At 69.9% G+C, this 11,789-nt stretch carries 12 protein-coding genes and 1 riboswitch; of the genes, 3 read left to right on the top strand and 9 right to left on the bottom strand.

Annotation, left to right across the window (positions count from 1 at the left end; genetic code table 11):
- Both A5681_RS17430 and A5681_RS17425 read right to left on the bottom strand, forming a co-directional pair.
- Positions 1-856, bottom strand: an 856-nt coding sequence (locus A5681_RS17430) for a PPE family protein (protein ID WP_156738028.1), incomplete at its 3' end; no start/stop codon positions are given.
- Between the two features lie 166 nt (positions 857-1,022).
- A riboswitch (cobalamin riboswitch) is annotated at positions 1,023-1,204 on the bottom strand.
- A gap of 42 nt (positions 1,205-1,246) precedes the next feature.
- Positions 1,247-2,824, bottom strand: coding sequence for a PucR family transcriptional regulator (locus tag A5681_RS17425; RefSeq protein ID WP_067277560.1), 1,578 nt, complete (start codon positions 2,822-2,824; stop codon positions 1,247-1,249).
- A gap of 81 nt (positions 2,825-2,905) precedes the next feature.
- Here A5681_RS17425 and pruA point away from each other — a divergent pair, with 81 nt between their 5' ends.
- The 3 genes from pruA to A5681_RS17410 all read left to right on the top strand — a co-directional run bounded on the left by pruA (position 2,906) and on the right by A5681_RS17410 (position 6,346).
- Positions 2,906-4,537, top strand: coding sequence for an L-glutamate gamma-semialdehyde dehydrogenase (gene pruA / locus A5681_RS17420; RefSeq protein ID WP_067277558.1), 1,632 nt, complete (start codon positions 2,906-2,908; stop codon positions 4,535-4,537).
- Positions 4,537-5,499 (top strand): proline dehydrogenase family protein, encoded by a 963-nt coding sequence (locus A5681_RS17415; protein WP_067277555.1) that lies wholly within the window; start codon positions 4,537-4,539, stop codon positions 5,497-5,499. The genes pruA and A5681_RS17415 overlap by 1 nt, the downstream gene beginning before the upstream one ends.
- 100 nt (positions 5,500-5,599) lie before the next feature.
- A complete protein-coding gene (locus tag A5681_RS17410; RefSeq protein WP_067277554.1) occupies positions 5,600-6,346 on the top strand; it encodes an MBL fold metallo-hydrolase in 747 nt (248 codons plus the stop codon).
- Between the two features lie 80 nt (positions 6,347-6,426).
- Here A5681_RS17410 and A5681_RS17405 read toward each other — a convergent pair whose 3' ends face one another.
- From A5681_RS17405 to A5681_RS17375, 7 genes are read right to left on the bottom strand one after another with little or no spacing between them, the layout of a single operon-like run.
- Complete coding sequence (locus tag A5681_RS17405) at positions 6,427-7,026, bottom strand: TetR/AcrR family transcriptional regulator (RefSeq protein WP_156738027.1); 600 nt, start codon at positions 7,024-7,026, stop codon at positions 6,427-6,429.
- On the bottom strand, positions 7,026-8,096 hold the full coding sequence (locus tag A5681_RS17400; protein ID WP_067277545.1) for a zinc-binding dehydrogenase: 1,071 nt from the start codon (positions 8,094-8,096) through the stop codon (positions 7,026-7,028). The genes A5681_RS17405 and A5681_RS17400 overlap by 1 nt, the downstream gene beginning before the upstream one ends.
- An 11-nt stretch (positions 8,097-8,107) precedes the next feature.
- The gene (locus A5681_RS17395) at positions 8,108-9,277 is read right to left on the bottom strand and encodes a lipid-transfer protein (RefSeq protein WP_067277541.1); all 1,170 of its coding nucleotides are present in this window, start codon (positions 9,275-9,277) and stop codon (positions 8,108-8,110) included.
- The gene (locus A5681_RS17390) at positions 9,274-9,729 is read right to left on the bottom strand and encodes a MaoC family dehydratase (protein WP_067277529.1); all 456 of its coding nucleotides are present in this window, start codon (positions 9,727-9,729) and stop codon (positions 9,274-9,276) included. The genes A5681_RS17395 and A5681_RS17390 overlap by 4 nt, the downstream gene beginning before the upstream one ends.
- On the bottom strand, positions 9,726-10,838 hold the full coding sequence (locus A5681_RS17385; RefSeq protein WP_067277570.1) for an acyl-CoA dehydrogenase family protein: 1,113 nt from the start codon (positions 10,836-10,838) through the stop codon (positions 9,726-9,728). Before A5681_RS17385 ends, A5681_RS17390 begins: the two co-directional genes overlap by 4 nt.
- Positions 10,839-10,846: 8 nt before the next feature.
- Positions 10,847-11,242: a Zn-ribbon domain-containing OB-fold protein gene (locus A5681_RS17380; protein WP_067277525.1), complete on the bottom strand. Its 396-nt coding sequence runs from the start codon at positions 11,240-11,242 to the stop codon at positions 10,847-10,849.
- Complete coding sequence (locus tag A5681_RS17375; protein WP_067277521.1) at positions 11,242-11,787, bottom strand: FAS1-like dehydratase domain-containing protein; 546 nt, start codon at positions 11,785-11,787, stop codon at positions 11,242-11,244. Before A5681_RS17375 ends, A5681_RS17380 begins: the two co-directional genes overlap by 1 nt.
- Positions 11,788-11,789 lie beyond the last annotated feature (2 nt).

Genomic DNA, 11,789 nt, shown 5'->3' with positions numbered 1-11,789 from the left:
CGGCGAGGTCGGCCGCGATGAACGAGAAGGTCTGCGCCAGATAGGCGAAGTACGAACCGAAATCCATCGGATAGCCGAGGGCGAACGCGATGTTGAACGGGTTCAGAAAGCTCAGCGGATTGCCGAGGACCGGCAGCCACGGGTCGAAACCGGAGAACAGCGCCTTGAAGAACGGGTTGTTCATCAGCAGGTCGATGAGCGGCTGGATGAACCGGTTGTAGAAGTCGGTGAAGCCGATCCGGTCCAGCCAGTCCAGGACGTCGTTCTGCCGGTCGGGGGGCAGCGCCGACACGGAGGAGGCGGCCGCCAGCGTGTCGGCGGCCACGACCTGAGGGGCCGGCGTCGCTTCGGGGGCGGCGGCCACCGCGGCCGTGGCGACGCCCTCGTACGCGGTCATCACCGTCGCGGCCTGCCCCCACATGCGGGCGTAGTCCGCCTCGTTGAGCGCGATCGGAATAGTGTTGATGCCAAAGAAATTCGTCGCCACCAGCGCGGCGTGGGTGGCGTGGTTGGCGGCCAACTCGGGCAGGGTCGGCATGGCGGCCAGGGCGGTGCAGTAGGCGACGGCCGCCGCTTGCTGCTGGGCGGCCATGGCCGCGCTGTCGGCGCCGGCGCGCGCCAGCCACGCGAGATACGGCGTGTGCGCGGCCAGGTAAACCTCCGCGGTCGGTCCGTCCCAGGCGCCGGCCTGCACCGCGCCCAGCAGCGTGGTCAGCTCGGCAGCGGCCTGGCCGTACTCGGCGCTCAGCGAGCTCCAGGTCGCCGCGGCGGCCAGCAGCGGGCCCGGCCCGGGGCCACTGCTGAGTAACGCCGAATGCACCTCGGGAGGGGAGGCCATCCATATCGGGGCGGTCATCGGACGCCGCCTTCGGTGGCGGCCAAAGCCCTTGTCGCGGAGGCCATGCGGGCGGGGGCGGTGTGGGCGCGGCGGTGAGCCGCCGATTTGGTGGCGGCGTCGACGGCCGCCCATGCCTGGGGACGGGACATGGTGAGTGACAGCTCTCTCGGGGTGCTCCGCCCCGGGTCGCAGGATGCGATGACGCGAGTGTCCTGGCTCTCGGATCGCTGCTCGCCTCGCCTTCCAGCTTTTCAGCCGTGGCCGTTGAGGGTCGCTCCCCGATGACAGTGGCGGGACCGCGCCGGATTCGCACCGGCTTCCTGCATCGTCATCACCTTACGGGTGACATTCTCGCATGCGTTGCGACCGCCGGTTGGCAAATCCCCCACAGCGCTCGGCGAAGCCGGGTCAGCCGCCGTCCGATACCCGCAGGGCCAGCGAAAAGAGCAGTCGCGCCTCGGGATCGGCCAGGGACGTGTCCAGCAGCTGCTCGATTCGCCGGATGCGATAGCGAACCGTGTTCGGGTGCACCCGCAACTGACGCGCGGCGGAGGCGACATCGCCGAAGCCGTCCAGATACACGCGCAGCGTCTCGGCGAGGACCGGATCGTTGGCCCGCAGGCCGACGATCCGGGGGTCGGTCAGGCGCTGCTCGCGGCCGATCAGGGTGACGATCTCGTCGAGCAGCACGGTGGTGCGCGCCTCGGCCAGCGACGTCACCTGCGGAATCGAAATCGGGTGCCGCGCAGCGCTGTCCAGCACGCGGTCCAGCTCGGCTCGCGCGGTGGCGATCCCGTTGAGGCCGGCGACGGGTGCGGCGATCGCGGCCCGCAGTTGCACGCCCAGCTCCGTGCGCATCGCCGCAATGGTGCCGCGGACCCAGGAGGTGACCGCGCGGGTCTGCGTCTGGGGTAGCAGGACGTAGATGCGCGACCCCCGAGACGCCACCTGGGCGTCCCGGCGAAAAGCGCTGGCGCTGAGCGCCATTACATCGGCCAGCCGGACCTGCCGGGGCATGTCGTCCCCGGCGTCCCAGCCGATCAGCGCCGCGGCGCCGTCGGCGGTGAGGCCGAGCTCACGGGCGACCGCATCCACGTCGGCTTCGCCGTCAACCAGGCCCAACAGCTGCTGCACCCGCCGCGCGTGGGTGGACGGCCGGGCGGCCAACCGCGCCATGATGCGCGCGGCCAGCACCGCCGCGCCGCGCAACATCTCCTCGGCGTCGTCGGCCAAAGGTTGGCTGCCCTGCTGCACCCAGATGGTGCCCGCGAACTCCGGCGGCCGGCGCGCGTCGGGTTGGTAGATCCCGACGGCCAGCCGCGGGCGCAGACCCAACTCCGGGCGCTCGGCCACGCGGACCACCCCGTCGCCGGCCCGCAGCGCGTCGAAAATGCCCCACTGGCCGATCCATTCGAGATGCTCGGGCGGTCCCGCCCTGCCCAGGATCGACAGGCGGCGCAGCTCGTCGGCTTCGTCGTTGGAAGCCGAATACGCCAACACATGCGATTGGGCGTTTTCGATGCTGACCATGCCGTGGATGCGGTCGGCCAGCGACTGCGCCAGGCCGAACAGGTCGGTGCCCGAGTCGTCCGCCGCATCGGCGCGGTCGCCGTGATGTGCCAGGACGTGATTGACCAACTGATAGAGCCGCTCCCAGCGCGCCCGCGGCTCGACGGCCACCACCGCGGCCCCCGCCCCGACCGCCGCGCTCACCAACGCGTCCGACGGCTCCTTGGCGAAGATGGCCGCCGGCACGCGCTCGCGCGCCTGCTTGGCGATCCACCGCAGCGCCTCGTCGTCGGCGACCCCCAGCAGGAAGAACACGTCAGCCGAGCCCGCTGCCGCCGCCAGTCCCAGCCGCACGTCGTCGCTGTCGATCAGCGCCGCCGAGCCGACCGGAAGGTCCAGCCCCCGCGGCGCCTCGACGAGACTGACCAGGGTCGCGTCCAGCGCCAGCAACAGCTGCCCCAGCCCCACACCGACCATTGTTCGATCGTACTATCGAATGGCCTTGATCTTGTCCGATCGGCTAGTCCGGCCAGTCGCCGTGGCGAGGATCCTGGCAACATGGACACGATCACCGAAGTGCCGTTGCCGGCCAACGAACCGGTCCACGACTATGCGCCGCACTCGCCCGAGCGCGGCCGGCTGCGCGGCGAATTGGCCGCGCTCACCGACCACCCGATTGACCTCCCGCACGTCATCGGTGGCACACACCGAATGGGCGACGGTGATCGCATCGACGTCGTTGCGCCGCACCGCCATTCCGCCAGACTGGGCACCCTGACCAACGCCGGCCACACCGACGCGGTGGCGGCGATCGACGCCGCGATGGCGGCCAAGGGCGCTTGGGCCGCAATGCCTTTCGACGAGCGCGCCGCCGTGTTCTTACGGGCCGCCGACCTGCTGGCCGGGCCATGGCGGGAGAAGATCGCCGCCGCGACGATGCTCGGCCAGTCCAAGTCGGTCTACCAGGCCGAAATCGACTCGCCCTGCGAGCAGGTGGACTTCTGGCGCTTCAACGTGGCCTTCGCGCGCCAGATCCTGGCGCAGCAGCCCATCAGCGGACCCGGGGAATGGAACCGCAGCGACTACCGCCCGCTCGACGGATTCGTCTATGCCATCACGCCGTTCAACTTCACCTCGATCGCCGGCAATCTGCCGACCGCGCCCGCGTTGATGGGCAACACGGTGGTGTGGAAACCGTCGGTCACGCAGACGCTGTCGGCCTATCTGACCATGCGGCTGCTCGAGGCGGCCGGGTTGCCGCCCGGCGTGATCAACCTCGTCACCGGTGACGGCTTCGCGGTTTCCGATGTCGCGCTGGCCGACCCGCGGCTGGCCGGCATCCACTTCACCGGGTCGACGGCCACATTCCAGCACCTGTGGCAGCAGGTGGGCGCCAACATCGGCCGTTACCACAGTTATCCGCGGCTGGTGGGCGAGACCGGCGGCAAGGACTTCGTGGTGGCGCACCCGTCGGCGCGGCCGGATGTGCTGCGCACCGCGCTGATCCGCGGCGCGTTCGACTATCAGGGGCAGAAGTGTTCGGCGGCGTCGCGGGCGTTCGTTCCGCATTCGGTGTGGCGGCGCATGGGTGACGAGTTTCTGGGTGAGACGGCCGCGCTGCGCTACGGCGACGTCACCGACCTGACCAATTACGGGGGCGCGCTGATCGACCGGCGGGCGTTCGCCAAGAACGTCGACGCCATCGAGCGGGCGAAGAGCGCGGCCCACGTCACGATCGCGGTGGGCGGCGAATACGACGACAGTGTCGGCTATTTCGTGCGCCCCACGGTGCTGCTCTCCGACGACCCGACCGATGAGTCGTTCGCCACCGAGTACTTCGGTCCGCTGCTGTCGCTGCACGTCTACCCCGACGACGACTACGAACGAATCCTCGACGTCATCGACACCGGCTCGCGGTATGCGCTGACCGGGGCGGTCATCGCCGACGACCGCGACGCCGTGCTGACGGCGCAGGAGCGCCTGCGCTTCGCCGCCGGAAACTTTTACGTCAACGACAAGCCCACCGGCGCGGTCGTCGGGCGCCAGCCGTTCGGCGGCTCGCGCGGTTCGGGCACCAATGACAAGGCCGGGTCGGTGCTGAACCTGCTGCGCTGGACGTCGGCCCGCACCCTCAAGGAGACGTTCGTGCCGGCGACCGACCACACGTATCCGCACATGGCGGCCGACTGATGGCCGGCCTGTTCGCCAGCACGCTGCGGCCGGCGATCATGGCGGCCAGCCGGCGATCGGGATTGCGCCGCGCCGCCGAGGGGTTGCCGGTGACGCGCCGCGTGGTGCATCGCTTCGTGCCCGGGGAGACGGTCGGCAGCGCGCTGGACAGCGTTGCGGCGCTGCGCTCTTCGGGCCGCTTTGTCAGCATCGACTATCTGGGGGAGGACGTGACCGACGCCGCCGACGCCGACGCGGCGGTGCGGGTCTACCTCGACCTGATCGACCGCCTGGGGCGCTTGGACGACCGCGGCGCCGTCCGGCCGCTCGAGGTGTCGCTGAAGTTGTCGGCGCTGGGACAGGCGCTGGGGCGCGACGGTGCGCAGGTCGCCCGGGAGAACGCCCACGGGATTTGCGAAGCGGCGGAGCGGGCCGGCGTGTGGGTGACGGTGGACGCCGAAGACCACACGACGACGGATTCGACGCTGGCGATCGTGCGCGATCTGCGGCTCGACTTCCCCTGGGTCGGGCTGGCGTTGCAGGCCTACCTGCGGCGCACCCTCGCCGACTGTGCTGAATTCGCGGCGGCCGGTGCGCGGATTCGGTTGTGCAAGGGCGCGTACGACGAACCGGCGGCGGTGGCCTATCGCGACCCCGCCGCCGTCACGGACGCGTACCTGCATTGCCTGCGGGTGCTGATGGCCGGCTCGGGCTACCCGATGGTGGCCAGCCACGACCCGGCGATCGTCGAGGCGGTGCCCGCGCTGGCGCGCGAAGCGGGCCGCGCCACAGCCGATTTCGAGCATCAGATGCTGTACGGCATCCGCGATATCGAGCAGCGCCGGCTGGCGGAAGCGGGAAACCAGGTCCGCGTGTACGTGCCGTTCGGCACCCAGTGGTACGGCTACTTCATGCGCCGGCTGGCCGAGCGGCCCGCCAACCTGACGTTCTTTCTGCGGGCGCTGGCGCAGCGCGGGCATTGATGGTTTTGAGCGTGCCGGCAGGGCGACGACACGCCGGCGATCACCGCCCCGGCCGCCCGGTCAAAGCCCACAGCGCATTAACGGGCGTAGCCTTTCGGCCATGAGCCTGGTCATCGAGGAGATGCCCGATCTCGGTATCACCCGGGTCTCGCGCTGGGTCTTCAACTGCTACGTCCTGCGCGGCAGCGACGGCGCGGTGGTGGTCGACGCCGGATTGCCCCGCGTCGCCAGCGATCTGGCGGGGATGCTGTATCGGCTCGGCGGCACGGTGCACGCCGTGGTCGCGACGCATGGACACAGCGACCATGTCGCCGGCGCCGCCGAACTGGCCGCCCGCTATCCCGCCCCCATCTGGTTGCCCGCCCGCACGCTCACCTACCTCGACGGGGCGAAGCCGCGCACGCCGACTCTCGGCCGGGCCGCGAGCATCTGGCCCACCTTGATCGACCAACCACTCGATCGGGTCGGGTTCGGCGGGTTCCTCGGCGGCGCCCGCGTGGCGGGATACGGCACGCCGGCCGGCATGCGCTGGACCGGTCCGCCGCCCGACGGGGGACTGACCGACGGCCAGTCGCTGCCCGGCGCGCCGGAGTGGACCGTCGTCAACGCGGGCGGGCACACCGACGACAGCATCGCGCTGTGGAACCCGACGACCCGGACGCTGCTGTCCGGCGACGCCGTGCTGACCGTTCGCGGCAAGGTTTGGCACACACCGGAAATCGTCGACGCCGCCAGCGCCGCGGCCACGCGAAAGCGCCTGGAGCAGTTGCCGGTTGCGCATCTGCTGCCCGGCCACGGCCGACCGGTGCACGCCGCCGAGACCGTGTGGCCGGGGCAGCGGCGTTGACGTCAAGGAGCGTGCGCTCAGGGCTTTGAGTGTGCGCACCGGGCGGCGACACGCCGATGAGCGACGCCAACGGCGCACACTCAACGTCGTCGCGGCCGGTCGCCCGCGAAGCCGCGCACCACGTGCGCGCGCACGAACTCGGCCGCCACCTCGGGATCGTCCATGTCCCGCATCGACGACGGCGTGCTGAAGAGCGAGAACAGGATGCGCGCAAACCATTCCGCGGCGGCCTCTACGTCGAGGTCCTTGCGCACCTCGCCGGTGAGCCGCGCGGCCGACAGGTAGGGCGCGAAGAAGTCGACGCACTCCCGCAGCAGCACGGCGGCGTCCTTGGTGAGCAGCAGGCTGACCGCGTCCTCGTCGAAGTACTTCTCGGACGCGATCGACCGGCGGGCCTGGGTCACGAAAACCGCCGCCTGGCTGAGCTTTTCCTCAAGCGAGCCGCCCCGGTCCATGGCCTTGGACATCTCGCGATAGAACCGCTCGGAAGCGTGTTCGGCGCACGCCTCGATGATCGCGGCCTTGTCGCTGAAGTACTCGTAGATGGTGCTGCGGGAAACGCCTGCTGTCCTGGCGATGTCGACGATCGTCGCCTTCTGCAGCCCCTGCTTGCCGAAGCAGGCGTAAGCGGATTCCACGATCAGCTCGCGGGTGTCGATGGCCTGGGCCGCTTGGGTCATCACGGCACCAACGCCCCCCGGGGCACCAGCCCCGCGTCGGCCGAGGCGAAGGCGGCGTTGACGTCGGTCAGGTGAAACGGTTCGGGCATCAGGCGGTCGAACGGAAAGTCGGTATGCTGCAGGAAGGTCAGCCCGATCGCCAGCGTCACGGGATCGTAGAACATGACGCCGCGCACGGATTTGTTCCCGTAGACCAGCGCGCTCGGATCCAGCTCGAAGGTCCGCCCCATCCCGACGTTGCCGACCTCGAGCAGCGTGCCGCCGTTGTTGAGGAAGCCAACCCCGTCCGGGATGACGCCGGGCACCCCGACGACCTCGAGCACCCAGTCGGCGCCGATGCCGTCGGTGCGCGCGCGGACCTGCTCGGTAACGTCCGCGGTCGAGATGGCACTCGCGTCGATGCAGTGCGTGGCGCCGAAATCGGCCGCGACGTCGAGGCGTTCGGCGATCTTGTCGATGACGATGACCTCCGCGGCACCGGCGCTGCGCGCCACGGCCGCGGCGTTGATGCCGAGCCCGCCCGCACCCTGGATGACCACCGTGTCGCCCAACCGCACATCGCGCAGCGCGAACAGCACCTGGGCCAGCGCGCAGTTCAGCGGGGCGACGGCCTGGTCCGGCAGATCCTCGGGCACCCTGTACAGCGGCTGCCACCGGCTGGTGTAGTAGTACTCCCCGTAGGCGGCGACGAAGTGCGGCGCCTGATCGTGCGTTCGGTATTCGCCGGCCATCAGGTTCTGGCAGGCATACGACCGGCCCCGCGCGCAGGCGTGGCACCGGCCGCAGAACCAGAAATACGGCGTCACGACGCGATCGCCGACCGCCAGCGGCTTCCCGGTGGCGTCGGTGGTCAGTCCGTCGCCGAGTTCCGCTATCTCGCCGACCATTTCGTGACCCATGGCAAACGGGCACGGCAACGGCAGTTCGCCGCGGAAGATGTGCAGGTCGGATCCGCAGATGCCGGCCATCCGCAACTTGAGCGCCGCGGTGCCGGGTGCCGGCGCGGTCAACGGGAATTCGGCGAGCTCGATGGGTCCGCCGTGGGCGGTCAACAACGCGAGCTTCGGCATGATGGTTCCCCTCAATCGGCGGGCGCGAGGATCAGCCCGCTGGTCGGCACCCCGGTGCCCGACGTGACCAGGACGTGCTCGACGCCCTCGACCTGGTTGTACGACGTTCCGCGCACCTGGCGCACCCCCTCGGTGATGCCGTTCATGCCGTGAATGTAGGCCTCGCCCAACAGGCCGCCGTTGGTGTTGATTGGGAATTCCCCGCCCAGCGAGAGCCGCTCGACGGTGGCGAAGTCCTTCGCCTCGCCGCGCCCGCAGAACCCGAGTTCCTCCAGCTGGGTGAACACGAACGGCGTGAAATGGTCGTAGATGAAAGCGGTTTGGATGTCCTGCGGCTTGAGACCCGAGTCGCGCCACAGCCTTTCGGCGACTACACCCATCTCGGGCAGGCCGGTGATGTCGTCGCGGTAGTAGCTCGTCATCATCTCGCCGTTGGCGGCCGCGCCCTGGGCCGCCGCGGTGATGATTGCCGGCGGCTGCCGGAGGTCGCGCGCGCGTTCGGCGCTGGTGATAACGAGCGCGACGCCGCCGTCGCTTTCCTGACAGCAATCCAGCAGCCGCAGCACCGGTTCGACGATCCAACGCGAATTCTGGTGGTCTTCCAGCGTGATCGGGCGCTGGTAGAACCAGGCGTCCGGGTTACGGGCCGCGTGGGTGCGGTCCACGACGGCGATGCGGCCGAAGTCCTCGTTGGTGACGCCGTAGGTGGACATGTAGCGCTGGGCGTGCATCGCGACCCACGCCGCGGGGGTGAGCAATCCGAACGGCGCGTAGTGCGCCATGAACAGCGGGGTCCCCAGGTCGGTGCGCCCGCTGCCGCCGAACCGCATGCCGGAGCGTTCGTTGAAGGCGCGCCAGCACACCACCACGTCGGCGACGCCCGTCGCGACGGCCATCGCGGCGTGCACGACGGTGCCCGCGGCCGCCCCGCCGCCGTGGTGCACGCGGGAGAAGAAGCTCAGGTCCCCGATGCCGACGTTGCGCGCGATCTCGATCTCGTCGCTGGAATCCATCGTGAAGGTGACCATGCCGTCGACGTCGCCGGGTGTCAGCCCGGCGTCGTCGAGCGCAGCGCTCACCGCCTCGCAGGCCAATTGCAGTTCACTGCGCCCGGATTCCTTGGAGAACTCGGTCTGGCCAATCCCGACGATGGCGGCGGCGCCGGGCAGCGAGCCGCTCACGCGGACGCCCCGTCGAGCAGGCTCAGGACGGCGGTGCCCGAGACGTGGTCGCCGAGGCTGTTGGACCCCTTGAACGTCACCTCGACGAAGTTCTCACCCCCGGTGCCCTCGGTCTTCCCGGTGACGCTTCCGGTGAAGCGCAGCGGGTCGTCCGGAAAGCACGGCACGCCAAGGCGAATCGACAGGTTCTTGACCATCGCCTCGGGTCCCGCCCAGTCGGTGAGGAACCGCACGCAGTAGCCGTTGGTGGTCAGGATGTTCATGAACAGGTTGGGCGAGCCCTGCTTGTTGGCGTAGTCGCGGTCGTGGTGCACGGGCATGAAGTCGCGGGTGGCGATGGCACCGGCGACGATCATCGTCGTGGTGATCGGGACTTCGAGCGGGGTGACCTCGTCGCCGACGGAGATGTCCGCCCAGCGCAGGGTGGTGGTAGGGCTGGCGGTGGTCGTCATGGGAGTCCTTCCGAATACGTCGCGCCGAGGTGGGCGAGTTGAGCCGCGGCCGGGCCGAGCGTGAGCTCGTTGTGTTTGGCCCACAAGAAATAACGATGCAGGGGATAGGTGGTGTCGATGCCGATGCCGCCGTGGACGTGTTGGGCGGTCGCGGCGACGCGCGCGCCGGCCTCGGCCGCCCAGAACTTCGCGATCCGGGCGGCGCGGTCGGCCGGCCGGTCGTGCGCGATCAGCCACGCCGCGTGCCAGGTGGTCCACCGGATTGCCTCGACGTCGATGAACGCGTCGGCCATGCGCTGCTGCACGGCCTGGAAGCTGCCGATGGGGCGGCCGAATTGCTCGCGCCCCGTTGTGTATTCGGCCGCGATCCGCAGGGCCCGCTCCGCGACGCCCAGCTGGACCGCGCACAGGGCGACCAGCGCGCGGGTGCACAGCGACTCGATCAGGCCCGTCCCGACGAGCCGGTCGGCGTCGAATACCGTTGCGCCGTCGAGGTATACGTCGGCGTGTGGCTCGCGGTTGGTGGTCGGCACCGGCCGGATTTCGACGCCCTGGGCATCGGCCGCCAACAGGAACAGGCCGACCTGGCCGTCGTCCATCGACGCCGGGATCAGCACCGTGTCGGCGATTTGCGCGGCGGGAACCAACTCCTTGGCGCCGTCGAGCCGCCACTTGCCGCCGTCGCGCCGCGCGGTGGTGGCCGGCGCCGTCGGATCGGAGCGGCCCGGCTCGGCCAGCCCCGCGGTCAGGATGCGGTTACCGGCGGCGACGCCCGGCAGGAAACGTTGCCGCTGTTCGGGATTGCCGTGCCGCGCGATCGGGTCGGCGCCCAGCGCCAGCGTCGCGTAGGCCGGCGCCGGCGCGACGGCCCAGCCCACCTCGGCCAGCAGCACGCCGAGTTCGACGAAGCCGCCGCCGTTACCGCCGACCGACTCCGGCAGCGCGGTGCCCAGCAGGTCGGCGGCCGCGAGCTCCTTCCAGAGGGCGTCGTCGAAGCGGAGGTCGCCGCCCTCCAACTCGGTCAGACGCTCGGGGGCCGCCCGCCGCTCGAAGAGGTCGCGGGCGAGCTTGGAGATGGTCTCCTGCTCTTCGGTGAACGTGAAGTCCATGGCCACGCCTAGCCGGCCGGCCGAAACTGATGCAGCACCAGGTCGTCGAAATCCTGGTAGTACACCTCGACCGGCATTCCCGTTCTCACGTCCGCCGGGTCGATGCCGGTCAGGTTGGATACCAGCCGCACGCCCTCCTCGAGCTCGACCAGCACGACGATGTAGGGGTATTCGAAGAACGGGAACTTCGGTTCGTGCGGCATCACGTAGCTGTAGACGGTGCCGCGGCCCGACGACTCGACGGCCTCCCAGTCCAGGGAACGGCAGTGCGGGCACATCGGGCGCGGCGGGTGGCGCAGCCGCCCGCATCCGCCGCAGCGCTGGATCAGGAGCTTGTGGTCCCGCAAGCCATTCCAGAAGAACTCGGTGTCCTTGGTGATGGCCGGCGCCAGTCGGGTCGCCATCAGCGCTCCGGCCTGAATCGCAGCACCCGGAATCGTTGCCGTCCCAGAACCTCCCCGTTCTGGTCGGTGTAGGTGGTCAGCCAGGTCAGGAAGAAGCCGGTGCCCAGGGCCGTCTTCTTTTCCTCGGAGACCGTTTCGTAGACCGTCGTCGCGCTGATGACGTCGCCCAGGCGCGGGTAGCGCTCGATCTCGAACTCCGAGTTGGTCGCCACCGTGCTGGTGTATCCGGCTTCGTCCAGGAACGCCGTGGGATTGCCTTTGATCTCGACGGGAGCGCCACCGCGCTCGCCGATGCCCTCGAGGAGCGGTGACGGCATGGTCCAGGTCTGCAGCATCACCGGCGGTGACACGATGCCGCCGAACCGCGATTTCTCGGCGAACTCCGGGTCGAGGTACACGGGGTTCATGTCGGCCATCGCGTACGCCCAGTGCCGGATCATCGGCTGGTTGACCGGATCCGGCGCGAGCGATGGCTTTCCGGTGCCGCCGGTCGGCTGGCCGACGAGGGCCCGGACCTTGGCGCTGACGGTTTCTGAGTCGGTCACTT

It is taken from the genome of Mycobacterium scrofulaceum (genome assembly GCF_001667885.1).
Classification (GTDB): Bacteria; Actinomycetota; Actinomycetes; order Mycobacteriales; family Mycobacteriaceae; genus Mycobacterium; species Mycobacterium scrofulaceum_C.
This window is presented reverse-complemented; position numbering and strand designations above follow the sequence as displayed.

Excerpts from the sequence above, each read along its gene's own strand:
- A5681_RS17425 (WP_067277560.1), bottom strand. The coding sequence starts at position 2,824 with ATGGTCGGTGTGGGGCTGGGGCAGCTGTTGCTGGCGCTGGACGCGACC.
- pruA (WP_067277558.1), top strand. The coding sequence starts at position 2,906 with ATGGACACGATCACCGAAGTGCCGTTGCCGGCCAACGAACCGGTCCAC.
- A5681_RS17415 (WP_067277555.1), top strand. The coding sequence starts at position 4,537 with ATGGCCGGCCTGTTCGCCAGCACGCTGCGGCCGGCGATCATGGCGGCC.
- A5681_RS17410 (WP_067277554.1), top strand. The coding sequence starts at position 5,600 with ATGAGCCTGGTCATCGAGGAGATGCCCGATCTCGGTATCACCCGGGTC.
- A5681_RS17405 (WP_156738027.1), bottom strand. The coding sequence starts at position 7,026 with ATGACCCAAGCGGCCCAGGCCATCGACACCCGCGAGCTGATCGTGGAA.
- A5681_RS17400 (WP_067277545.1), bottom strand. The coding sequence starts at position 8,096 with ATGCCGAAGCTCGCGTTGTTGACCGCCCACGGCGGACCCATCGAGCTC.
- A5681_RS17390 (WP_067277529.1), bottom strand. The coding sequence starts at position 9,729 with ATGACGACCACCGCCAGCCCTACCACCACCCTGCGCTGGGCGGACATC.
- A5681_RS17385 (WP_067277570.1), bottom strand. The coding sequence starts at position 10,838 with ATGGACTTCACGTTCACCGAAGAGCAGGAGACCATCTCCAAGCTCGCC.
- A5681_RS17380 (WP_067277525.1), bottom strand. The coding sequence starts at position 11,242 with ATGGCGACCCGACTGGCGCCGGCCATCACCAAGGACACCGAGTTCTTC.